17 protein-coding genes are annotated in these 26323 nt (G+C 34.1%); 2 read left to right on the top strand and 15 right to left on the bottom strand.

Going from position 1 to position 26323, the window contains the following annotated elements:
- Position 1 precedes the first annotated feature (1 nt).
- The 15 genes from ACE01P_RS20780 to ACE01P_RS20710 all read right to left on the bottom strand — a co-directional run bounded on the left by ACE01P_RS20780 (position 2) and on the right by ACE01P_RS20710 (position 22773).
- Positions 2 to 3169: a SusC/RagA family TonB-linked outer membrane protein gene (locus tag ACE01P_RS20780; RefSeq protein ID WP_379700959.1), complete on the bottom strand. Its 3168-nt coding sequence runs from the start codon at positions 3167 to 3169 to the stop codon at positions 2 to 4.
- 972 nt (positions 3170 to 4141) lie between these two features.
- Entirely contained in the window at positions 4142 to 5467 is a 1326-nt protein-coding gene (xylA, locus tag ACE01P_RS20775) for a xylose isomerase (protein WP_379700957.1), read from the bottom strand.
- A 13-nt stretch (positions 5468 to 5480) separates the two neighbouring features.
- Positions 5481 to 6962, bottom strand: a complete 1482-nt coding sequence (locus ACE01P_RS20770) for a xylulokinase (RefSeq protein WP_379700956.1) — start codon at positions 6960 to 6962, stop codon at positions 5481 to 5483.
- A gap of 3 nt (positions 6963 to 6965) precedes the next feature.
- Positions 6966 to 7973: a GntR family transcriptional regulator gene (locus tag ACE01P_RS20765; RefSeq protein WP_379700955.1), complete on the bottom strand. Its 1008-nt coding sequence runs from the start codon at positions 7971 to 7973 to the stop codon at positions 6966 to 6968.
- Between the two features lie 376 nt (positions 7974 to 8349).
- Positions 8350 to 9384 carry a glycoside hydrolase family 43 protein gene (locus ACE01P_RS20760; protein WP_379700954.1) on the bottom strand — a complete coding sequence of 345 codons (1035 nt, stop codon included), beginning with the start codon at positions 9382 to 9384 and terminating at the stop codon, positions 8350 to 8352.
- Between the two features lie 21 nt (positions 9385 to 9405).
- The gene (locus ACE01P_RS20755; protein WP_379700953.1) at positions 9406 to 10839 is read right to left on the bottom strand and encodes an MFS transporter; all 1434 of its coding nucleotides are present in this window, start codon (positions 10837 to 10839) and stop codon (positions 9406 to 9408) included.
- 251 nt (positions 10840 to 11090) lie between these two features.
- Positions 11091 to 12200, bottom strand: a complete 1110-nt coding sequence (locus ACE01P_RS20750) for an endo-1,4-beta-xylanase (protein WP_379700952.1) — start codon at positions 12198 to 12200, stop codon at positions 11091 to 11093.
- A 255-nt stretch (positions 12201 to 12455) separates the two neighbouring features.
- Positions 12456 to 15062 (bottom strand): glycosyl hydrolase 115 family protein, encoded by a 2607-nt coding sequence (locus tag ACE01P_RS20745; RefSeq protein WP_379700951.1) that lies wholly within the window; start codon positions 15060 to 15062, stop codon positions 12456 to 12458.
- A 123-nt stretch (positions 15063 to 15185) separates the two neighbouring features.
- Positions 15186 to 16349 (bottom strand): mannonate dehydratase, encoded by a 1164-nt coding sequence (gene uxuA, locus ACE01P_RS20740; protein ID WP_379700979.1) that lies wholly within the window; start codon positions 16347 to 16349, stop codon positions 15186 to 15188.
- 163 nt (positions 16350 to 16512) lie between these two features.
- On the bottom strand, positions 16513 to 17250 hold the full coding sequence (locus tag ACE01P_RS20735) for an SDR family NAD(P)-dependent oxidoreductase (protein ID WP_379700950.1): 738 nt from the start codon (positions 17248 to 17250) through the stop codon (positions 16513 to 16515).
- A gap of 16 nt (positions 17251 to 17266) precedes the next feature.
- The gene (locus ACE01P_RS20730; protein WP_379700978.1) at positions 17267 to 19420 is read right to left on the bottom strand and encodes an alpha-glucuronidase family glycosyl hydrolase; all 2154 of its coding nucleotides are present in this window, start codon (positions 19418 to 19420) and stop codon (positions 17267 to 17269) included.
- A 279-nt stretch (positions 19421 to 19699) separates the two neighbouring features.
- Positions 19700 to 20242, bottom strand: a complete 543-nt coding sequence (locus ACE01P_RS20725; protein ID WP_379700949.1) for a YbhB/YbcL family Raf kinase inhibitor-like protein — start codon at positions 20240 to 20242, stop codon at positions 19700 to 19702.
- Between the two features lie 86 nt (positions 20243 to 20328).
- Positions 20329 to 21165 carry a helix-turn-helix domain-containing protein gene (locus tag ACE01P_RS20720; protein ID WP_379700948.1) on the bottom strand — a complete coding sequence of 279 codons (837 nt, stop codon included), beginning with the start codon at positions 21163 to 21165 and terminating at the stop codon, positions 20329 to 20331.
- Positions 21166 to 21225: 60 nt separating this feature from the next.
- Complete coding sequence (locus tag ACE01P_RS20715; RefSeq protein WP_379700947.1) at positions 21226 to 22254, bottom strand: LacI family DNA-binding transcriptional regulator; 1029 nt, start codon at positions 22252 to 22254, stop codon at positions 21226 to 21228.
- Between the two features lie 81 nt (positions 22255 to 22335).
- On the bottom strand, positions 22336 to 22773 hold the full coding sequence (locus tag ACE01P_RS20710) for a PepSY-like domain-containing protein (RefSeq protein ID WP_379700945.1): 438 nt from the start codon (positions 22771 to 22773) through the stop codon (positions 22336 to 22338).
- Positions 22774 to 23060: 287 nt separating this feature from the next.
- On the opposite strand from ACE01P_RS20710, the gene ACE01P_RS20705 reads away from it, so the two are divergent.
- Positions 23061 to 25250 carry a tetratricopeptide repeat protein gene (locus ACE01P_RS20705; RefSeq protein ID WP_379700942.1) on the top strand — a complete coding sequence of 730 codons (2190 nt, stop codon included), beginning with the start codon at positions 23061 to 23063 and terminating at the stop codon, positions 25248 to 25250.
- Positions 25251 to 25262: 12 nt separating this feature from the next.
- On the top strand, positions 25263 to 25904 hold the full coding sequence (locus ACE01P_RS20700) for a response regulator (protein ID WP_379700941.1): 642 nt from the start codon (positions 25263 to 25265) through the stop codon (positions 25902 to 25904).
- Positions 25905 to 26323: the final 419 nt, after the last annotated feature.

Here is a 26323-nt window from a genome sequence, read left to right as displayed (position 1 = left end):
TTTAGAAATTAACAGTTAATCCAAGTGTAGTTATTGTCGGTGAAGGATAACGTCCGTTATCGATACCATTTAACAATTGGTTTTGGTTTATCGCTCCAACTTCAGGGTCGTAACCTTTATATTTTGTGAAGGTTAAAACATTCTGCATGTTTGAGTATACTTTGATATTTGAGATTCCGTACTTAGAGTATAATTCTTTAGGAAGATTATACCCTAATGATATATTTCTAAGTCTGATATAAGATCCGTCTTCTACAAATCTGTTGCTCAAACGATAGTTAGATGCTGAAGAAGCTGAAGAAGCTCCAATTCTAGGCATGTAAGGATCACCGCCTACAATCTGCACGTTACGATAATCGTTTGGCCCATTCGGATCAATCAAATCTAATTGTGCATATCCTAGCGCCGATTTCAATAAGTTTGTGTTCTCACGAGGGTTTTCTAACCATCTTCTTTGGTAGTTTAAAACTTCATTTCCGTAAGATCCTGAGAATGTGATTCCGACATCAAATCCTTTAAATGAAAAATTATTGGTAAGACCGAAAATAAAATCTGGGTTAGGATCGCCAATATAACCGGCATCTTTTTCGTTGATTACACCATCTTTGTTCACATCTTCAAACATATAATCTCCAATCCAAACGCCATTTTCGCCAATTGCCATTCCTTCAGGCAATGCAGTTGGTTTTACTGCTCCGCTGGCATCTTTATAATAGAAATCTGTTGCTTTTTCAAAACGTCCAATTACTTTATAACCATAAAATTGTCCTAATGGCTGACCTACAGCTGTACGAGTAACCACAGTTACATCTGAACCTTGCTGCAGAGTTTGATCGTACACTCCAGATTCTGAATTCAATTTCAATACTTTAGATCTGTTCATCGAGATATTGAAATTTGTTTTCCAAAGAAAATCTTTTCTCTGCATGTTAACCGTGTTTATGGTAAACTCGAAACCTTTGTTTTCTAAAGATCCGATATTAGCAAAAGGCGGTGTTGTAGATCCTTGACCTGTAGTTCCTACATAGGCTGGAAGAGATAATCTTAGTAATAAATCGTCTGTTTTCTTGTAGTAAACATCTGTTGTAATTTCAATTCTATTATCTAAAAACCCAAAATCTAAACCAATATTCGTTTGGTTTGATTTTTCCCATTTTAAATCTGGATTTGCTGTATTGGTTGCAATTTGCCCGCTTCCCCAATTGGTTGCAGAAGTACCGTAAACAGAAGTATAAGCATTATTTGGCACGCTTGAGTTCCCTGTTACTCCCCATCCTGCGCGCAATTTCAGATTGCTAATTGCTTTACTGTCTTTTAAAAATGATTCATTCGAAATTTTCCATGCTAAAGAAGTAGATGGAAACCAATCCCATTTGTTACCTTCTGCAAACTGAGAAGATCCGTCTCTTCTGATTGTTCCTGTTATAAAATATCTATCATCGTATGAATAATTTGCTCTTGCAAAATAAGAACTAAGCGATTTTGTAGAACTTGCATTTGAATTTCTTGCTGTCGTTGGATCTCCTGCATTTAAATCTGTTGCTCCATTTGTTAAATAACCAGAACGGTAACCATAAAGATTTTCCCAGTTTTGCTCTTGCATTTCTTGAGCCAACATTGCACCAACTGTATGTTTTTGAAATGTCTTATTATAATTTAAAGTATTAAGCCAAATCCAGTTTTCGCTGGTAGATTTTGTTCTTGATCCTTCTCTTACTTCATTTGATAATGCTCCAAAAGTATACGATGGATTAAAAGTATATCGGTTTCCAAAACCATAATCAATTGAGTATGTTGTTTTAAGTTTTAAATCTTTTGTAAAACCAATTTCTGCGTAAACGTTTCCTCTAATTCCGTAATCTTTTCCATGATTATCTTTTAGCATTGCAATTCCTAACGGATTGGTTTGAACGAATTCTGTTGTATCTGGTCCGTCAAACGTTCCATCAGCATTACGAGCCGCTACGTTTGGAGTTTGTTTTAGCGCCGTTAAGATAACCGAATCATCATTAACTGTCGTTACTTGATTGGTTTTGTAAACATTCATGTTTACTCCAACTTTCATCCATTTTTTTACCTGAGAATCAACTACCGCACGAATCGTCATACGATCAAAAGAAGATCCGATTATGGTTCCTTCTTGATCAAAATAAGACATTCCTAATGCATAAGTAGTAGTATCAGATCCTCCTGAAGCAGATAAATTATAATTCTGAATTAAACCTGTTTGAAATAATTCGTCTTGCCAATTTGTTCCTTCTCCTAATAAATCAGGACGAATAAAATAAGGATCTCTTTGTACGATACCCAAATCTGCACGAGTATTTTTAAGAGTTCCATATTCTTGCAAATTCAGCACTTGCAATTCTTTAGGCATTTGCTGCCATCCTACATAACTGTCAAAATTTAAAACCAAATCGCCTTTTCTACCTGTTTTAGTTGTAACTATAATTACACCATTTGCAGCTCTAGATCCATAAATTGCAGTTGCAGAAGCGTCTTTTAAAATATCGATAGAAGCAATATCATTAGGGTTAATTCCCGAAAGCGGATTTGCATTTAAAGAACCTGAATTACCATCTATAATAACACCATCAATTACATAAATTGGCTCGTTTGAACCTGTAATAGAACTTATACCACGAATACGCACTGAAGTACTCCCTCCTGGCGTACCGCTATTTTGCTGAATCTGCACCCCAGCCGCTCTACCTTGCAAAACCTGATCAATAGTTGTTGAAACTGATTGTGCTACTGCAGCGCTAGAAATAGAAGAAATAGCTCCCGTTAAATCTGCTCTTTTTGATGTTCCGTATCCAATAACAACAACTTCTTTTAAGTCATTTAAGTTTTCTTCAAGCAGCGCATCAATTTTAGTTTTATTGTTGACTGCAACTTCATACGGTTTGTATCCAATAAAGCTAAAAACTAAAATACTATTAGTGGGAATAGCTGGAAGCGTATAGGTTCCATCAAAATTAGATACAGTACTTGTTTTAGTTCCTTTTACAATAATATTGACACCTGGTATTGGTCCGCTACCATCAGATACAGTACCCGTAACAGTAATTTGTGCATTTACTGCAGCAGAAAATACTAGCATCAGGATCAAGAACCCCAAATTCTTAAAGTATTTAGATCTGCTTTTAGTAATTAAAAAGTTAGTCATAAATAATTGGTTTAATGAGTTAATAGTATGGTTTAGTTAGTTTTCTTTTAGTGACTTTACGATTCGTTTTTATTTTAACATTTCAAACAAATAACAACTTATAGTCAAAACAAATATATGTAAAAAACAACAACACACAATCGGTTGCGTTAACTTTTTTAATCAATTTCAAAAAAATATAGTTATAAAAAAGAATTATATTTATTTAAAATTATAAAATATTGAATAATTACTAAAAAGCACATTTAATATCACGAAAACGTTAGATATAATAAATTGTTTGATTGAAAATCTTAAAAAAAATATAAAATGTTAAAATATGCGGATTTTTCAAAAAATACTAAAACGTTGTAGTAAACATCTAAAAATCTCTCCTAAACAAAATCTTCGATACCCCTTATAAAATGGGACTTCTAACACCTTAAAAACTGTAAATCAACACAATAACCTCAAAAGAATACATTTCTTACAAAACATAAAAAAGAGACAATCGGTTGCTTTTATTTCATAAAAAAACTCCCTTCCAAATAGCTGGAAGGGAGTTTTAAAACTATAAAATGGAAATAAAAAAACTTTGTCAAAGTTTTAAACTCTAACAAAGTTTCTAAATAAATTCTAGCGAGAAAAAATGTGCATTTCGATCGATTCTGCTCTTCAAAAAACCTTCAATAAAAATTTAACTCACACTAATTCTTATCAAACTGACTTCATTTTCAATTTCGAATAAAAAGAAAATAGTAACTAAACCTTCAATCCATTCTCTTCCATTCAAAAGTCAAAAAATAGGCCATTATCTTAATACACATTTCTCAGTTTTCATCTAAAAAAAGTAGTTTCAAAAATACTAACGTTTTATAGCTATCATATTTAAAAACTTAAAATTATTTAGATATTTTGTCTCACTAAATATTTTGTAGAAACCTAACGGGCTTTAAAACCCGTTAGGTGAAATCTATTTTAAAATCTTACCGATTAAATATATTGGTTGATGATGTTTTCAAACAATTCTTGTTTACCGCTTTGAAGATTTAATTCTCCATTTTCGTGAGCGATAGTGTAAAGATCTTTTAAACCTAATTTTCCATCAGCAAAATCTTTACCTTTTCCAGAATCGAATGAGCTGTATCTCTCTTTTCTTAATTTCTCGTATGGAGAAGAAGAAATGATTTTATCAGCAGTCAATAAAGCTCTTGCGAAAGTATCAGCTCCACCGATGTGTGCCAAGAAAACATCTTCTAAGTCTGTAGAGTTTCTTCTGATTTTAGCATCAAAGTTAACTCCACCACCTTGCAATCCGCCAGCTTTTAAGAAAACCAACATTGCTTCAGTAGTTTCTTGAATGTTATTTGGAAACTGGTCTGTATCCCATCCGTTTTGGTAATCACCTCTGTTTGCATCGATACTTCCTAACATTCCTGCTTTTGCAGCAACTTCTAATTCGTGTTGGAAAGTATGCTGTGCCAAAGTAGCATGGTTTACTTCGATATTGATTTTGAAATCTTTGTCTAAACCGTATTGTTTTAAGAATCCAATTGCAGTTGCAGAGTCAAAATCGTATTGGTGCTTAGATGGCTCCATTGGTTTTGGCTCAATAAAGAAAGTTCCTTTGAAACCTTGAGCTCTTGCGTAGTCTCTAGACATTGCTAAGAATTGCGCCATGTGGTCTAATTCTCTTCCCATATCTGTGTTCAATAAAGACATATAACCTTCTCTACCTCCCCAGAATACGTAGTTTTCTCCACCTAAAGCGATAGTAGCATCTAAAGCTAATTTTACTTGTCCTCCGGCTCTTGCCACAACATTAAAATCAGGATTTGTAGCTGCTCCGTTCATGAATCTTGGGTTTGAGAAACAGTTTGAAGTTCCCCAAAGCAATTTAATTCCAGATTCTGCTTTTTTCTGTTTTAAGTAATCTGTAATGAATGCTAAACGTTTTTCTGATTCTGCGAAAGTTGGCCCTTCATTAATCAAATCGTAATCGTGGAAACAGAAATAATCAAATCCCATTTTGCTGATAAATTCAAAAGCAGCATCTGCTTTATCCTTAGCCGCTTGATACGGATCTGATGATGCATCCCAAGCAAAATTTTGAGTTCCAGGTCCGAATGGATCCCCACCTTGACCGCAGAAAGTATGCCAGTAAGCAATAGCAAATTTAAAGTGCTCACGCATTGTTTTTCCAGCTACAACTTGGTCTGGATTGTAATATTTAAACGCCATTGGATTGTCAGATTCTTTTCCTTCAAACTTAATTTGGCCAATACCTTTGTAGTATTCTTTATCTCCTAAAACTATCATTTTATTTATTTTTTTATTTGTTTGTTAATATTAATTCTAATTCTTTTTTCCAGTTTTGATATGCTTTTTCATATTCCTCTTTATTTTTTAAAGGAAGAAAAGTCATTACGTGATCGTTTGTTGTAATTCCTGAACCAAATTTTTCAAAGTCGCCATCTGTCAAGCCTACTGCTCTCGCCGCTCCTACTGCACCGGTTGTATTGTAAATTTCGATTTCATGACCAATTAATGTTGCTACGGTATTCGAGAAAATTTCAGAACGGAAAAGATTATCATTTCCAGCTCTAATGACATTAATTGTCGCATTATCATCTTTCAAACATTCCATTCCGTATACAAAAGAAAACGCAATGGCTTCCAAAGATGCTCTGAATAAATGCGCGTTGGTATGAATATTAAAGTTCAGATTTAAAATATGAGAACCAATGTTTTTATTATTGAACATTCTTTCGGCACCATTTCCAAACGGAATCACAACCAATCCTTGCGAACCTACATTGATCTGAGATGCTTTTTCATTCATTTCTTCGTACGACTCATTTCCGATATTGTTTCGCATCCATCGGTATTGAATTCCCGCTCCGTTTATATTCAGTAATTTTCCAACTCTCGGATTTGATTCTGTATAATTCACATGAACAAAGTTGTTTACACGAGTACTTTTTCCTGAATTAGTTTCTGTAACCGCATAGAAAACGCCAGAAGTTCCGCCTGTTGCCGCCACTTCTCCCGAACGAAGCACATTCAGCGACAGAGCATTATTTGGCTGATCTCCCGCTCTATACACAATCGGAATTCCCGCAGGAAGACCAGATTCTTGTGAAGCTTTCTCAGTAACAACACCTTGATTCGTAAAATTCTCTACAATTTTTGGCGTCAGTGACTGATCGATTCCGTAGTAATCTAAAAGCCAATCTGCCACTTTATTTTCTTTATAATCCCAAAGCATTCCTTCAGACAAACCATTTTTAGTTGTCGTTACTTCGCCTGTCAATTTCAAAGCGATGTAATCTCCTGGAAGCATGTATTTATCAATTTTGCTATAAAGCTGAGGTTCATTTTCTTTAACCCATTTCAGTTTCGAAGCAGTGAAATTTCCTGGCGAATTCAATAAATGCGACATACATTTTTCTTCTCCAATTTCGGCGAAAGCCTTGTTTCCAATTTCAACCGCACGGCTATCACACCAGATAATTGAATTACGTAACGAAGCACCTTCCTTATCAACAATCACCAATCCGTGCATTTGGTACGAAATACCAATTCCCTGAATTTTAGAAGCATCGATATTAGCTTCTTTAATTGCTCTTTTTGTTGCTGTACAAATGTATTGCCACCACATTTCTGGATCCTGTTCTGCCCAATCTGGGTGAATCGAAAGGATTTCCATTTCGTTTTGAGGCTCATTCAGAACAATGATTTTTTTGCCTGTTTCTGCTTCCACCAAGGCTGCCTTGACAGAAGAACTTCCAATATCATAACCGATATAATACATAACTTACAATGATTCTCTTATTATTAATTTAGTCGGCACATAACATTTCGTTTCTTCGTCATGCGTAATAAATGCCGCTGCTTTGGTTCCTAATTCGTTAAAATCAGTCGAAACAACTGAAATTCCTTTGTATATAAATTTCTTCATTGGCGTATCGTTGTACGAAAGCAAACCAACGTCTTTTCCAGGTTCAAAATCCTTCTCTTTGCATTGCTCTAAAAAGTATCCTAAAATCCTGTCACTTACACTGATATAAGCAATTCCTTTTTCAATATTGAACTTTTTCGGATCTGTGATGAGGTCATATTCAAAACCAAAATCAGCACAAAATTTCTTAAAAAACTCAACTGTTTCCCAAGGATGATTCGTGAAATCCGGATATACAAAATCTATTTTTTTATACTTTTTAAACAAATCAACCGCTTCTTTTAAAGCATCATAAAACGCTTTTCCGAAATCCTGAAAAACATAATTATTCGCTTTATCCGCTCTGATATTCCAGTCAATCAAAAGCAATTTATCTTTCGAAATCGCCGACAATGCTGGCGGAATATCCTTGTGGTCAAAATTCATCACCACATATTTGTAATATTTCCCGATTCCGTTATTAATGATTGTTTTAAAAACATCAATATTATAATGATGAAACTGTACATCAATAATTACATTATCAGGCAGATTATTCACAACCGAATGATACAAAACCTCTTTATAAGCCTTAAACGTATCCAAAACCAAAAGCACTTTTCTCGTTTCGCCCGCAACATAATAGCCTTTATTCGGTACAGAATCAATTACTTTTTGATCCTTTAAAATCGAATACGCCTTAAAAACCGTGTCTCTCGAAAGCTGATACGTTTTACAAATCACATTCACAGACGGAAGCAAATCTCCCTTTTGCAAAATATTCTCCGCAATCGCATTTGTAATCCCGTCAACCAACTGCTGGTACTTCGGAATATCACTTTCGTGGTTAATTATAAACTCAAATTTTTCTTCTTCTTTTGGCATACCGTTCTGTTCCGTTCTGTTATGCTAAAGTAGATAAAAATCTTTTACAAAAAATTATTTTTTAGATTAAAATTGTTATTTTTTTAAATGTGTTAATCTTCATAATTTGGGCGTGTTCGCCGCGGCGAATCGGGCTATCCGTTCCAAGTCCTCGCCTGCTCGTTCCTCGCGGCTGTGGGCTTTCCACTTCTATCCCTCACGCGAAACGGTTTCATAAGAACATTTATCCTAAAATTTGTCATTGCGAGGAACGAAGCAACCTCACTAAAATTGATTCAGCAAATGTGATTGCTTCGTTCCTCGCAATGACAAAAAAGCAAAATAAGAACAACACAACCGATTGTAATTTTTGCTAAATTTTTTTACACAAAAAACCTTAATCAATCAATCTTCTTATTCCATAAGGATCAATCGTAATAATCGAACCATCTTCTAGATAATCGATTTTGGTTACTTTCATGCTTCGCAAATGCGTTACGCCTTTCGACAAACTTGAATCGTGATAAAACAAATACCATTCGCCTTCCACTTCACAAATCGAATGATGTGATGTCCATCCCACAACCGGATTCAAAATTCTTCCCTGGTACGTAAATGGCCCATACGGATTATCGCCAATCGCATAACAAATAAAGTGCGTGTCTCCCGTTGAATACGAGAAATAATATTTTTCGTTGTATTTATGAACCCAAGAAGCTTCAAAAAAACGACGGTCGTTATCGCCTGCTTTTATCACTTCTCCATTTTCATCCAGAATTAAAATCTCTTTCGGCTCTTCGTCAAATTCCAGCATATCTTGTCGAAGTCTAGCCACGATAGGTCCCAACTCTTTTTCATCTGCTGTCGGCTCTTCATTATTCTGATCGTATTTATTATTTCGATATTTCTGAAGCTGTCCGCCCCAAATTCCTCCAAAATAAATATAATGTTTGCCATCTTCGTCTTCAAAAACGGCTGGATCAATACTGTAACTTCCTTTTATAGCTTCTTTTTCTGGAATGAAAGGCCCAGCTGGAGAATCGCTGACCGCAACTCCAATCTGGAAAATTCCGTTGGCACGTTTTGCGGGGAAATACAAATAATACTTTCCGTTTTTATGTGCCGCATCAGGCGCCCACATTTGCTTTTCTGCCCAAGCAACATCATCTACGTGCAGCGCAACGCCATTATCAACGGCTTCTGACGAAATGTCTTCCATAGAAAAAACGTGATAATCTTCCATCCCAAAATGATCTCCATTGTCATTAAACGGAATTCCCGCATCGATGTCATGCGATGGATAAATATAAATTTTACCGTTGAATACATGCGCCGAAGGATCGGCTGTATAAATATGTGATACTAAAGGCTTTGAAATCGCCAGTTCATTAATTTGTTCAAAATTAATGTGTTCAATGCTATCTTCAGGCATAGTGATATTTTATTTAAATAATTAAGTTCTTCTTTGTTTAAGTTCTGTTTCGATTCGCACTTCCATTTCTTTATTAATTTTATAGAAAAACAGCAATCCAGCTCCAATTAAAAAAGGGATTGCAGGGAAAATACTCACTAATAATTTGATTCCGTTTATCGCTGTTTCTGATTGTTGAGAAGTATTTGGAACGTAACGAAAATATCCTAAAAATAAGGTTGTTAAAGCGCCTCCAATACTCAATCCAGCTTTTAATCCGACCATCATGGCAGAAAAAATAATAGCAGTTGCACGACGGTTATTCAACCATTCTGAATAATCGGCAACATCGGCAATCATTGCCCAAAGAATAGGGATTGTGATTCCGTAGAAAAATCCGTGCAAGATTTGAGAAAAAAACATTAATCCGATTGACGCTGGCGGAAAGAAATAAAAAGCGATAATGAATAAAGTCGAAATGAATAAAAACACGCCGAAAACATTTCTTTTTCCGTATTTATCAGCCAGGTTTTTAGACAATGTGATTCCGACAATCATAAAAATAATTCCGCCCGCATTAAATAAACCGAAGCCCGCAGAAACAGGATCATTACCAAAATGATTCAATCCAATCGTAGTTAGAAAATCTAATATTGGCTGAATAAAAACGGCTAATTGTTCTTTGTTGACATAGTTTTCAAAATAATACACATACGAACCGCCTTTCATCGCCAAAGTCACAAAAACCAAAGTCGTCAGCGTAAGCATAATGACCCAAGGTCTATTTTTGATTAAATCGCTCAAATCTTCCTTAACACTTGACTTTTGTTCTGGTTTCGGAATGATTCTTTCTTTCGTTGTTAAAAAAGTAATCAAAAGCATGATTGTTCCGATAATCGCCAAAGCGGTCATTACTTTCTCGATTCCTATTGCTTTATCGCCGTTTCCAGCACTTTTTATAATTCCGAGCATAAAAACCTGAACGAAAAACTGAGCAAACATAACGGCAACAAAGCGGTACGATGACATACTATTTCGTTCTTTCATATCGCCCGTAATCACACCACTTAAAGCAGAATAAGGCAGATTATTTCCTGCATAAAAAAGCAGCAAAAAAGTATAGGTTATCACCGCATAAATTACTTTTCCTTTATAAGAGAAATCGGGAGTTGAAAATGCTAATAAAGCCACTACTCCAAGTGGAATTGCGGTTATTAAAATCCACGGTCTAAACTTTCCCCATTTGGTACTTGTTCGATCTGCTAAAACTCCAATAATAGGATTAAAAATAAAGGCTGCAACTAAACCAACGATCAGCATAATGATAGAAGAATCGGTTGGTGATAAGCCATAAATATCGGTGTAAAAATACGCCAAATATGTCATCAAAGTCTGAAAAACCAGATTAGCTGCTAAGTCTCCTAAGCTGTATCCAATTTTTTCTTTGATGGATAGTTTTTGTGAAATGTTAGTCATTCGTGGGTTTGTGGTCATTTGTTGGTAGTTATGTAAGCAAAAGTGGTTTCTAAAAATAAAGTTAGTCAGTTTTTTGGTCATTTCTCATCTCTAGGAAATGACAAGATTATTTCAATTTCCATTTAAACAATCGGTTGTGTAAAATTAGACAAAAAAACATATTATGCAAATTTACTTCACTTTATTTAAGTTATTTTTCAAACCACAACCGATTGTTGATTAATTTATCAAAACTTATCCTTTTTTAATACTTATTCTTCAGTTTCTTTAAGTTTTAAAATACTGTCGTAAGCTTTTTTATGTTTTAAATCGACATCAAACGGCAAAGGATAATTTGTTCTTCCTTTTATCGGCCAATCGTTTAACCAAGATTGCCCGTCATGAACGCCCCAAAAAGTTACCCTGCTGATTTTGTCTTTGTGTTTTAAAAATAATTTAAAAATCGAAGCGTAACGTTCTGCAAGCTTGTTTTGAATAGAATCTGGCAAAGCCTTTGGATATGGATTCATTTTCGCGCTTCCTTCAAATTTCTGACTGATCTCTGCTCCTTTTAAATCCCACGGATTTGGCAATACAGTAATATCCAATTCGGTAAACGCAACTTTAACTCCTAAAGCCGAATACTCCAAAATACTTTTTTCTATTTCTTCTAAAGACGGACTTTCTAATCTCCAATGCCCCTGAATTCCAACTCCATCTACTTTTCCACCTTCCGCTTTTATTTTTTTGATTAAAGCGATCGCTCCTGCTCTTTTTGCTGGTTCTTCGATATTATAATCGTTATAATACAATTCTGCTTTCGGATCAGCTTTTGCAGCTAATTTGAAAGCATTAACCAAATATTTTTCGCCAAGTGTTTTCAAAAAAACCGATTCTCTCAGAGTTCCGTCTTCGTTTAAAGCTTCATTTACAACATCCCAAGAACCAATTCTTCCTTTATATTTTGAAACAATCGTATTGATATGATCCTGCATAAAAGCCTTCATTTCTGTACTGTCAGCAATTTTCTCCATCCAAGGCGCTAATTGGCTGTGCCAGATCAAGGTATGTCCGTGAATAAACATTTTATTCTTTTCTCCATAAGACACAAATTTATCAGATAAAGCAAAATCATATTTGTCTTTCTGCGGATGAATGTACATGGATTTCATTATATTTTCGGCTGTAATCGCATTGAATTCTTTTTGAATCAAAGAATCTTCTTTCTCATTTTTGACTTCGATTTGGTTGGCGCTTAAAGCAGTTCCTATGTAGAAATCATCTTTATATACATCTTTTAATGAAGCCGTTTCTTTTTGCGATGTACAACTCACAGCCAGCAAGGTCGTGACGGCAAATAAATAAGGTTTAATAAATCTCATATCTTTTGGTTTAAATAGTTAATAGTTTTCTCTCCACGGAGACCTATCAGGTCTAAATCCGCAACGATTATCTTCAATGCTTATCCACAATCATATCATTTTGAGTGGGTAGTAATTTTCGTAAGTGACCCCGGAGGGGTTCGAACCTCCAACCCCTAAAACAGCTCTACAAAGATTGTCGTTTTTCATTGTGGAGCTTCTTGCGGAGATTTCTCCTTCGTCGAAATGACAAATAGAACGTGATACTTTATCGCATTATTCCTTCCTAAAACTCTCCGGCGGTCCTAAATACGACTCCAAAACTTTTCCTTCTTCCGTTTCAATAACAATTTTCTGAAGCACCAAAGCCGAATCAATCGCATAAATTTTCAAAACATGATTTCCTGCATTTTCTATTTGATGCGTTGACGTTATAATTTGAATATTGTTTGCAACCGATTCAGCCCAATTTTTCTCTGACGAATCTGTGTTGAGGTTCATAATTTGTGGTTTTTCCGAATCGAAAGCAATTCCGTATTTTAATCCGTCACCAATTTTAAAATTGATTGTTGGCGAAAAATACGCTTTTACCTTTACTTTTCCTTTGCTGAAAAAATGAAGATCATATTCTAATCTTGGCGATTGCTCTGAAATTTCAATTGGTTGAATATTCGAAGGCTTGATTGTTAATCCTGAATCTGTTTTACCGAGATTCGAAATTATAGTCCACTTTACAGAATTTGAATTTATTGCTTTAGAATAATTTTTGCTTTCTATTGAAATATAACCGTCGTTCTCTATAAAACCATGAACTTGAGCTAAATATTGATTTTTGCTAGTTGATGTTTCCTTTTTTGCCATCTCTTCAGCACTAACAACTTTTATCGCTTGAACTTCAGGCGCAATTCTCCTTGTTTTCGGGATTACATTTTTATCCGGTTGCTGCCAATTATCATAACCAATATGCGTTTGCGACATCATATGATTCCATTTTCCATTTGCTAATTTTGTATGATAATAATTCGTCAACTGACTGTCTTTTTCAAACAACTCTTTTACTTTTTCAGCATAAACATTTGCTAAAGCATTTCTCTTCTCTGCATACAAATGATTTTTAGCCGTTGCAACATACAATTCATTCAAATTCGAACTCGCCAAAACAGGAAACAAAACCAGCTGATAAAAAGCATCTTTATAATCGGGTTGCAATTTTTCGTTAATCGAATTGGCTTTTTCTACCAATTTCTGATAATCAGCAATAACTCGGTCAGCTTCGTTATAATTGGTTATGCTGTACGTTTTAGCATCTAATAATTCTGGTTTTCGACGAGCGTTATATTTCGTATATAACTTTAAAATCTCAGCAATTTCTTCTGAAAACTGATTTCCGAAATTCTCTTTTGCCCAATTCACATAATAATCTTGTAGATTTCCCGCATTAAACTTTTCTGGATTCCAAGCCATATCCAAGAAAAACTCAATCGGAAATTCCATTGGTTTGATGTCGCCCACATTTACAATCCAGATTTTATCAACTCCATATTGATATGCCAAATCCATTTGTTCCCAAGTTCGTTCGATTTGGTTGGTATTGATCCATTTGTAATTTCGCGGACCGCCGACATAATCGTAGTGATAATAAATTCCGTAACCGCCTTTTCTTGGTTTTGCGTTCAGTTCTGGTAATTTGCGGATATTTCCCCAATTGTCATCGCACAATAAAAGCGTTACATCGTCTGGAACTCGCATTCCTTTATCATAATAATCCTGAACTTCTTTGTAAAGCGCCCACATTTGTGGCGTTTCTTCCATCGGTTTTTTGGTTACTTCCTGAATGATGTTTCTTTGAGTTTTGACGATATTTTCTAATAAATCAATTGCAGTTCCTTCCGTCATCGGTTCGTCGCCATCGCCACGCATTCCAATTGTGACAAGGGTTTCCTTATTGCCCATTCTTTTAATTCCGTCTTTCCAGAAATTAATCAGAGCTTCCGAATTGGTATTAAAATCCCATTTTCCATTTGATTTTACCCATTCAGCATGTGCTCGAGTTAACGGTTCGTGATGAGAAGTTCCCATCACAATTCCGTATTCATCAGCTAAAACAGCATTCTGCGGATCTTCGACATAAAACATTCTGCCCCACATTGCTGGCCACAAATAGTTGCCTTTCATTCGCAGAATCAATTCAAAAACAGTATCATAAAATTTCGAATTGAATCCGCCGTATTTCTCAAAAGCCCAACCTGTCAAAGCTGGAGCCTCATCATTTATAAAGATTCCACGGTATTTTACTTTTGGTTCGCCCTGTGTATGAACTCCTGACAAAACATGCAATTCTGATTGTTTTTTCACAGGAACATCGGCCCAGAAATACCAAGGCGAAATTCCAATCTGACTCGATAAATCATAGATTCCGTAAATCGTTCCCCTTTTATCTGAACCTGCGATTACGAGTGCTTTTTTGATTCCCTTAAACGGGTTTTCGACAATCTGCGTTGTAAATTTTTCCCATTTTCCTTGAAGCGCGTTTCCATCAATTTTGCCTTTTTTAGCTAATTGATCAATGATTTCACTTTTTCCTAATGTTCCAATTATGACAACAAAATCTTCTGCCTCAGAAATCTTTTTAATTCTTTTTGGATGTAAATCCGAAACTTTAAAAATGTCATTTTCTAAATGTCCTACCACTTTTAAAACTCCTGCATAATCTTTATCGCTCACCAAAATCGAAGCTGTTTTTCCTTTTGAAACTAAAGGAAAACTTTCATTTGAAGATTCATTAACTACATATTTTTCTGGATTTATGGCGTGCAATTTTGTGCTTAATCCGATTAGGAAAAGCAGTAAAATAATGTAGGATGTTTTGATTTTTAAAGACATTGTGACAAGTTTTTTTATTTAATCTCTCAAAGTCGCAGAGTCGCAAAGTTTTATTTAAAAGCTTAAAAGAAAAAGTCTTTGCACCTTCGCGTCTTTGCGAGAAATTTTCTGCGTAAAAGACTTTTACAAATTCAATTTATAAGCAATCCCCATTTCCAAACCTCTCAATTCGGCAAGCCCTTTTAATCTTCCTGTCAACGAATAACCCGGATACGTTTCTGTTTTTTCATCTGCTTCGTGAAGAAAACCATGATCGGGGCGCATTGGCAGACTCACTTTGGTTTTATTCATTAAAAGCAATAATTTTTCTACAATTGCCCCCATATTTACATCGCCATCTAAATGTTCCGATTCTCTGAAAATAGTTTCGCTTTCGCGGATAGTATTTCTTAGATGTAAAAAATGAATTCGGTTTTCGTGATCGTCAATTATTTTCTCCAGATTATTTTTTGGATCAGCGCTTAGTGAACCTGTACAATAACACAATCCGTTTGCGGTTGAAGAAACGGCGGTAAAAATCGCTTTCAAATCAGCTTCTGTTGAAACAATTCTTGGAAGTCCCAAAACCGAAAACGGCGGATCGTCTGGATGAATCGCTAGTTTTTGTCCGTTTTGCTCCGCAATTGGCGTTACTTCTGATAAAAAATAAATCAGGTTTTCTCTTAGCTTTTCGTTATTGATATCGGCATAATTATCTAAAAGCGACAAAATCTGTTCTGCCGTAAAATTAATTTTACTTCCTGGCAATCCCAACAAAACATTTTTGAAAAGCAATGCTTTTTCATCTTCATTCAACTGATTTCCAAATTGCAATGCTTTTTCTTTTTCTACGTCCGAATAATAATTTTCCGAATTTGGCCTTTTCAAAAGAAATACATCAAAATAAGTAAACGCATCCTGATTGTACAGCAAAGCTTTACTTCCATCTTCATTTATAAAATCATGATTGGTTCTCACCCAATCCAGAATCGGCATGAAATTGTAGGTTATGATTTTGATGCCACAATCTGCCAGATTCTTTAAACTGATTTTATAATTTTCAATGTATTGCAAATAATTTCCAGAAGCGCGTTTGATTTCTTCATGAACCGGAAGACTTTCTACAACTGTCCACTCCAAACCTGCATTTTTAATTATTTGTTGTCTTTCCTGAATATCTTGAACTGACCAAATTTCCCCAACAGGGATTTGATGCAAGGCGGTTACAATTCCTGTTGCTCCGGCCTGTTTTATATCGATAAGTTTTACGTTGTCCTGGGGTCCAAACCAACGCATTGTTTGTTGCATTTTTATCATACTTATTTTTTTAATCTCGCAAAGTCGCTAAGATGCAAAGTTTTGTTTCCCGCAGATTTTGCAGATTGAGCTGATTTTAATCTTTTTAATCCTTTAATCTGTGGCTTTAAAAAACCTTTGAACCTTTGAGCCTCTGTCCCTTAGTAACTTTAAATTAAAATCCAATACTATTTCCGCCATCAACTGGCAAAATAGTTCCGGTGGTATATTTTGATTCGCTTAAAGCGAAATAATAAACGGCATCTGCAATGTCTGAAGGTTCGCCCAAAAAGCCCATTGGCGTTCTTCCTAACACTTTATTTTTTCTTTCCGGATCGCTGTCCAAGGCTTTAGCCGACATTTTTGTTTTGATAAAACCTGGGGCAACACAATTGACACGAATTCCGAGTGGCGCTAATTCAACAGCCATAGCGCGCGTCATAGATTCTATTGCACCTTTGCTCGCCGAATAAGCAATTACTTTTGGGATTCCGTATTGTGAAGCCATCGAACTGATGTTTACAATACTTCCTGCTCCGTTTTCTTTCATATTTTTCACAACTGCTTTGCTTACGGCAAAAACACTCAAAAGATTGGTGTGAATTATCGAAAAGAAATCTTCATCAGTCACATCCAAAAATTCTTTTTTAAGATTGATTCCGGCATTATTTACCAAAATATCAATTGGGTTTTCTTTTGTAATGTTTTCGATCATTGCAGGAATTCCAGCTAAATCATTTAAATCAAAGATTACCGGAATAGCATTTTCTCCAATTTCCTTGCAAGCCTCTTCAGTTTTATCTTTTGACCTTCCGATTATGTAGGTTTTGATTCCGTTATCACAAAGTTTTTTTGCTGTTGCAAATCCTAATCCCGAATTTCCTCCGGTTACAATTGCTGTTTTATTACTCATAATTTTTAAAATATATTTATCCATTTCCCGGTGCAAATGGGAATTTTAACGATTTAAAATAATCTAATTTTTGTGTAGGTTTTTCTACTCCTGCCGGAAGTTCTTTTTCAGAAAATTGTTGGAAATACAGTAAACAGGCATCGCGCCACCATTTTGCTTCTTTGTACTGAATTTTCAATAACATTTCGACTTCATGAAAACGCTCGCTGTCAATATATTTTTCGGTTTTCCTCCAAACATTCTGCATTTCATTGACTTGATTTACGCCTTCCTGATATTTCAACGCCATGCCATTCCAAAGCGTCTGGCCATTTTTCAATTTATAATCCCATGAAACGTGATGAAACCATAAAAGATCTTTCTCTGGACAAGTTTCCAAATTATCAAAAAGTTTTTCAACTTCAGGCGCGTATTGGGCAGTTGCATTCGTTCCTGTTTTAGATCGATCGAAACCAATTCCGTTTTTATCGGCTTTATGATAATACGTCGGATTCCATTCTGGTCTTGATAAATTTGAAACCCAAGGTCCTGGTCCGTAATGATGGCCAGTGTCCATAATATGATGTAGCCCTAAAGGTGTCATGTAATTTACTACTGCTTCGCGAGATTCGATCATGATATTTTTTACAGGTCTAATGAAATTTTCATCGTTAGAAAAAGTACTTCGCAACCATTCATCAGCAATAATTTCCGAATCTAAATACGGATTCCAAGCCAGCCTTCCGAAACCGTACCAATTTGCCTGCGCAAAAGGATGTCCTGTCCAGTTTAAATCGTTTCCGATATTGGCAACGCCAGCAATTCCTGTTAGTTTATTTTGATATAAAGTTCCATCCACAACTTTGGCAACGGTCGAACCTTTTCCTTTTCGATACGTATCTGATTCTAAAACTTCTTGAAATAATTTGGGTAGAAAAACCAAATGCGTGCTAAAGCCTAAATATTCCTGCGTGATTTGAAATTCCATCATTAAAGGCGTTTTTGGCATTGCTCCAAATAACGGATGAAAAGGTTCTCTCGGCTGAAAATCAATCGCTCCATTTTTTACCTGAACAATTACATTTTCTTTGAATTTTCCATCGTAAGGCTGAAATTCTGCGTAAGCTTGTTTCGCACGATCATTAGCATCATGTTCCGAATATACGAATGCTCTCCACATAATTACACCGCCAAAAGGCGCAACAGCATCGGCAAGCATGTTTGCTCCGTCAACGTGATCTCTTCTATAATTTTGCGGACCAGGCTGACCTTCTGAATTGGCTTTCACCAAAAAACCTCCAAAATCGGGAATTCGTTTATAGATTTCTGCTGCTTTATTTTTCCACCATTTTATAACTTCGCGATCTTTTGGATCTGCCGTTTTTAGATTTCCAATTTCGATTGGTGCTGAAAATCTTGCGGTTAAATAGACTTTTATTCCGTAAGGTCTAAAAACATTCGCTAAAGCTTCCACTTTTTCCAAATATTGTGGCGTCAGAATTAAAGCATTCGCGTTTACATTCGTCAAAACCGTTCCGTTAATTCCGATTGAAGCATTCGCTCTAGCGTAATCAATATAACGCTGATCTATGAAATCAGGAAGTTTCTGCCAATTCCAAAGTGAAAATCCGGCGTAACCTCTTTCAACTGTTCGATCTAAATTATCCCAATGATTCAGAATTCTGATATTTGTTTTTGGAGAATCGGCAATATTTAAATTTTTAACCGATTTATTAGTTTGTAAAATTCTCAGAAAATTAAAAACTCCGTATAAAACGGCAACATCATTTTTTCCTGAAATAATAATCTGTTTTTTGTTTTCAATAGAAACTGATTTGATGATAAAACCTTCTTCATTTATTTTACCAAAATCAGATTGTAGTTCTTTTTTTATTTCGGAATTTAAATTGGATTGCGAACCAACGATTAGATTATTTTCTCCTTTTACATCTGATTTGATTTCTGGAATGAAACCCAGCATATCTTGAAATCCCGTTTTAAGTTCTTTTTCCGCAATTTTAATAGTTTCTGAATTTCCTAAAACAACAATTCCTTTTAGATTGTTTTTGTATTCTGAAGCTATTGCAGAATTGTTCACAGTGTTATACTGCAACCACAATTTATAATCCTTTTGAGCAGAAGCCGAAAAGGAAATCAAAAGAAAGAGGAAAACAAATCTTAATGAAGCCATTTTGGTTTTTAATTTATTCTTTAAAATTTCCATTTTGAAAGAATCAATGTTTTTCATTACAATAAAAATATTTGATAAAATTTTAATCTAAAAAATAAATTATCCTAAACAAAACAACAATCGCAATCGGTTGCGTAAAAATATAAGATTGTTATTTAAGAAAAAAATTTTAGCGCTGCTTTTTTCAAAAAAAATAATTTCATAAACAAATAAAGGCAGGATAATTTTAAAAACTATCCTGCCTACAGTATGGTAAATTTTAGATTCCTTATTTCTAATTTATCTTTTGTAATATGCTATAATACTAGCTTTTGCCAAAGTTTGGTTCCAAAGATTGAATCCTACTACAGCTGGGTTTGTATTCTCGTCTGTTCCCAATTTATCGGTTTTTAAAGCATAAACCGTAATAATGTATTGATGGTATCCGTGGCCAACTGGCGGACAAGGCCCTCCAAATCCTTTAATTCCATAATCGGTAACACTTTGAATTGCTCCTTTTGGAACAAGATTTTTTGTTCCTGCATTGGTTACCAATTCGTTTACGTTTGCTGGAATATCAAATACAACCCAATGCCAGAATCCACTTCCCGTTGGCGCATCAGGATCATACATTGTTACGGCAAAACTTTTGGTTCCTTCTGGAGCATTTTTCCAAGATAATTGCGGAGATTGGTTTTCACCCGAACATCCAAATCCGTTGAATTCTTGGACTTTAGTAGTTTCTCCTCCTAAATCTTTACTGCTTAATGTGAATGTTTTTTGTGCAAAAATAGATGTCGAAAAAATCGCTGACATCGCCAAAATTAAACTTAGCTTTTTCATTTTATCTGATTTAAAATTTTAAGCAAAGTTAGATTTGGAATCGCCGAATAATTTTAGACAAAAGTTCAAAAACTATTGCTAAAAGCTCAAATTGTTTTATAATGTTTGGGCGTTACACCATATTTGATTTTATAAGCCTGACTGAAGCTTGAAAGATTTTCATAACCAGCTTCAAAATAAACCTCTGAAGGGCTCTTTTCTTGACTCAACAAATAATGCGCATGTTCCAGTCTTTTGTTTTGAAACCATTTTATAGGCGATTCAGAATAGTATTTTTCGAATTCTCTTTTAAAAGTCGAAACACTCATGTTGCATAAAAAAGCCAATTCTTTCAAAGTCAGTTTGCTTAAATGACTGTTTTCGATGGTCCTAATGAATTTTTGTGCCGCATCATCACTGTTTGTTGTCAAAGAATAAAGAAAATCTGTTCCGTATTTATCAGTCAAGTAAAGCATAATTTCTTCAAATTTAACTTCCAATAATTTTGACTGAACCGCTTTAGAAAGGTTAGAAATATCAGTTAAACTTTCTACAAAACGTTTTAAGAAATCATCATAATCAAACGCATAAACTGACTTTGACTCAATTGATTCTGATCTTTCAGATTCCATTTTTCTAATGAAATTATGAAGCATTTCATTAGAAAAAAACAAAAGAACACTTTTATAAAGAGAAATTTCAGAAACTCTTTTTTCTGTCATTAAACAATTTCCAGATCTCATTACAATAAACTTTGAAGGTGTTATTGACAATGCTTCATTATCAAAAATGACTTCTTTCGTTCCTTCAATTAAAAAACTGATAATATTTTGATTTAAAATAATTTGCTGTTTCGAAACGTCTTTAGAACTACTATAACCCACAACATGAACTTGTTGCGATTTTTCTAAATTCATTTCTTCTGGAAGTGTAATTGTTTTCATAAAAAAATATTGGCTTACCAAACGAATCGATAAGCCTTACTATTTAGAATATTTTTGATTTTATTTTTGAGTAGATTCTCTTGCGAGTACTTCTGTATTTAAAAAGGTAATTTCTTTTGCATCATCATTTTTAGCCGATTTCAAATTCTTGATGATGATTTCTGCCGCTGCTTTTCCCATTTTTTCTGCGGGATGTGTGATAGTCGACAAATTAGGATCGATAATCTGAGAAATCGGGTCATTATTAAAACCAATTACTTTAAATTCTTCGGGTACTTTTATACCTCGCTTTTTAGCCGTTTGTACAGCGCTTACTGCCAGAATATCTCCAGGAGCAAATAATCCGTCTGGCATTGGTTTTAAATCAAACAAAGCATTGCTGGCTTTTACACCATCTTCGTAAGTAACTGAATTTAAATTGATAATCAGGTTTTCGTCAATATCAACATTATGATCTTTTAAAGCTTCTATGTAGCCTCTTTTACGTTCGTTATATAAATTCCCTAATTCCGATCCTGCTGTAATGTGAGCAATACGAATACACCCCTGCTCAATAAGATGTTTAGTAGCCTTATAACCAGCTGAATAATTATCAATCACCACTCTAAAAGTATTATAATCTTTCGGAACCCTGTCAACAAAAACTAACGGAATATTATTATTTGAGAATTGATGAAAATGCGACGTATCGCGCGTTTCCATAGCGAGCGAACAAATTACACCGCTTACACGATTACTGTAAAGGGATTTCGCCATATTTACCTCCTCTTCATACGAGTCATGCGACTGCATAATGATTACCGTATAATCTGATTTTTGAGCCGTAATTTCGATTCCGCTGATTAATGATGATAAAAAGGGCTGTGTAACGGTCGGAATCAAAACTCCAATGGTTTTAGTTTTGTTGCCGCGCAAACCTGCCGCTAAAGTGTTGGGAACAAACCCCATTTCTTCAGCCGTTTTTTTTACTTTCTTTATCGTTTTATCACTAATCGTGTGATGATCCTTTAAAGCTCGTGAAATGGTTGATGTTGCCAAATTAAGCCTTTCAGCAATATCGTAAATCGTTACATGTTTATTTTCTTCCATAAAACAAATAATAGAAGATGTAAATATAAGCTATTTTTCTTTCACGTTTATATTTTCAAAACTCAGCAACAATTTGAGCCATTAATCATCTTTTTTGTCTTTTAGAATTTTACCATCTTTCGTAAATTCCAAATCAATATTATTCGTTAAATCTACATCAAGATCTTTGTGTCCATAATCGATGTGCGTTATTTTTTCATTTGGATGCTTTTTGGCTACATAAGCTTTAATGTTTTCCGGAATAAAATCTGTCGGAATTGGCTTGTCACCGCCATCTACTTCACGATACGATCCATCTTTCCAGAATTCGACTTCTGTTCCGTCTTTCAATTTAACTTCATAACCTTTTTCACCGTGCTCTGCATCTTTTTTAGCAATTTCTACGGAAGTATGACTAAAATGTTTCTTTAAAAAATCTTGTGCCGGTTTTGGCAGTTCTGTTACTTCAATTTTCTTCTGTGCGCTGGCCGAGACTGTTAACATCAACAATGCTATGGCTAAAAACATTCTATTTTTCATAATCCATTCATTTAAGTAAAGTCATACTAATTTACAGTAAGAAAATCTACATTCAAATTAATTTAAGAAACTTTTAGCCTTTAAAAAAATCATAACTCACTGACATACAAATAATTTAAAACTTTATTTTATGATTATAATATCACAACTTCATTTAAAAAAATTATTTTTCAGAAGATTTATTTCAAATGTTTTGTAGTACTTTTACCTACCAATCAGAAGAAAAGAATCTCCAAGTTTACAAAACCTAAAAAATTATTCTTAGTTAGAATACAAACCAAAAACGTATGGCAATCTGGTCCAAAAAGCTTTATTTAATGCTTTTTGTCTTTTTATCTTTCAATCTACAGGCACAGATTGAAAATAAAAAGAAGACTTTCGCTGTCAAAAAAATTTCTAACGTTAAACACGATCCAAAAATTCTAGATCTTTATAATTTATACAATAATGGAGAAGAAAAAAAGGCTTATAAAAAAGCGCATTTTCTTTTAAAAACAAAACTAGATAACCGATCTATTGCAAGTGCAAATCTTCTTCTTGCTTACTATTTCAACAAAAGAGCCGTCATCGACTCCTCCATTTACTATACAAACCAAGCCTTTAAGTATAACACAACCGCTAATGATTCTTTAAAAAATCGGCTTTTTTCTTTGGGATATAATTTGTTGGCAATTAACAACAACAAACGAGGTTTATTTAACGAAAGTAAAAAATGGCATCTTAGAGGCATCGAAGCTTCGCTAAAATACAATGAGAAAAATCTTTTTTACACACATACGCATGGTTTAGCGCAAACCTATACAGAGCTAGGCGATTATCAAAATGCTTTAAAATTATTTAAACAATGTTTGGAGTACAAAGACGATTCAGAAATAATTCTAGGAAGTTATATCAACATTGGAGATATTTATTCCAGGCTGAAAGATTACGATAATGCGATTGACTATTATAAAAAAGGAAAAAACCTCTGTGAGAAAACCAATAACTTCCAAGGAAAAGCAACAATATTACTTGGTTTAGGCGAAAATTATCAATCGCAAAACAAATATCAGGAAGCGCTAAAAATGTTTCAGGAGGCGCTTGCTATTGCTGACGAAAATGAAATGAATCAATTAGCAATTATTTCAAGAATCACCATTGGTGATTGCTATATTTCACAGAAAAAATATAACGATGCAAAATTGATTTTCTCTGAAGCACTTCAAAAATCAATACATTTTGGATTACTTCAAAATCAAATAGACATCTATAATGAATTGCGAAAAATTGCTATAGAACAAAATGATTACAAAAATGCTTATTCTTTTTTTGAAAAATCAACTCGAATTAAAGACTCTATTTCGAAATTGGAAAGAATCAAGGAAATTAATGAACTAGAAGTCAAATATCAAACTGCACAAAAACAAAAAGAAATTGATTTTTTGAAATTTGAAAATGATGCTAAAAAACTAACATTAGCCACTCAAGAAGAAGCAATTAAAAATATGATTCTTCAAGATGAAATTTCAAGAAAAAATAGTGAGAATACGATTCTTGCGTATCAAAACACATTCTATAAAAAGCAAAATGAAATATCGTTACTGAAAAAAGAGCAACAATTAAAAGAACTAGAAATCAATCAGCAGAAAAAACTTAAATTTTTTACCATAAATGCTTTTCTCATTTTATTGATTCCCATAATTGCGCTTTTATTTCAATTTTATAAAAGATTTAAAGTCCAGCATTTATTAAATATTAAGCAGACTGAAATTAGTACTCAAAAAATAAACAGCATTTTAAAAGAGCAGGAATTAGAATTAATCAAAGCTTCAATTGCTGGGCAAGACAAAGAGAGACAGCGTATTTCGCAAGAACTTCATGACAGTATTGGTGGGAATCTTGCCGCAATTAAATTGCAAGTAAACCATTTAAATCCTTCTAATTTTTCGAATATTCAAAAAATAAGCCATCAGCTTGATGAAACCTATCAACAAGTTAGAAATTTATCGCACACTTTACTTCCGAAAAAATTCAATCAGAATAATTTTATTGAAGTTTTAGAATCCTATTTAAACAACATAAGCGAGGCAAGCAAAATAAGAATTTCTTGTATTCCATACCCGAAGAAAGAGATTAATGAATTGAATGAAAATATTCAAGTTGAGGTTTTTAAAATTATTCAAGAACTTCTAACTAATGCAATTAAACATGCTAACGCTTCTGATATCGAAATTCAGCTGAATTATATTGAAAATATATTAAATCTCTTATTTGAGGATAATGGAATAGGCTTCGAAATCGAAAATACATCCAAAGGAATTGGACTTATTAACCTCCAAAACCGAATTAACAAACTAAATGGATCATATCTAATTGACTCAAAATTAAAACGAGGTACCATTATCAATATTGAAATTCCAATTTTACAATCAAAATCAAGAATTCAAATTAAAGGCATAGATCTGAAAAATCCGTTTGATGAGTTGAAGAGCAACTAATATATTTATGAAATGAAGAAAATTAATCTACTTATTGCTGATGATCATACGATGTTCTTACAAGGTCTAATTTCTTTGTTAGAACAAGAACCGAATATCAATATTGTTGATAAAGCCGTAAATGGAATAAAAGCGTTGGAGATTATTAAAAAAGGCATTATTGATTTTATAATTCTCGACATAAGCATGCCAGAAATGGATGGAATTGAATTGAGTAAGATTCTTAAAAAACATTATCCGCAAATCAAAATCTTAATAGTAAGCACACACAGTAATGTTATGATTATTTCGAGATTAATAAGAATTGGCGTAAATGGATATTTATTAAAAAATGCTGAAAAAGGAGAGTTATTAAGAGCTGTCAACTCAATTGCTTCAGGCGAAAATTACTTTGCAGAAGAACTAGAAGAGAAACACGCTATAAATAGTTCTAGAATTGAAAAACAAGTTTCCAATCTAACGGAATTAAGTTCAAGGGAAAAAGAAATTTTGATACTTATTACGCAAGAATACAATACCGCAGAAATCGCAGAAAAAACTTTTATAAGTCTAAATACTGTAAATACGCACCGCCGCAATTTATTATCTAAATTAAATGCTAAGAACACAGCTGGTCTGGTAAAATATGCTGTAGAAAATGGTTTAGTAGATTAATCAGATGATGCTTAAATACAACTAAGCTCGAATAATATAGTAAAGCTCCCCAATGCTAGTACTAGTAGTTATTCGAGCAAGTAATTAAAATTGCATGACAATATCAATTTAATTCTCCAAAAATAGCTTGACACACCTCGTTTACATTGCAACTTTATACAAAACTAATACTCTACATTTTCTTTCACATCATTATAAATAATGATTTTCACGTTTAAAATTTAATTCTTTTAATAAAATTATGATGTTTCCTTAGGGGCAGTGCTACGCTGCATCTTTTACAGATGGGGTTTTAGGGAAGAAGAAAGGTTCCGTTTTAGGAGCTTTTTCCCAGAAGGGATATAAAACAGAAAACCCCATCCGTATTGGATGGGGTTTTCAAAAGAAAGGCGACGACATACTCTCCCACATAACTGCAG

Origin of the sequence: Flavobacterium sp. HJSW_4, from assembly GCF_042436695.1 — a bacterium.
GTDB lineage: Bacteria > Bacteroidota > Bacteroidia > Flavobacteriales > Flavobacteriaceae > Flavobacterium.
This window is presented reverse-complemented; position numbering and strand designations above follow the sequence as displayed.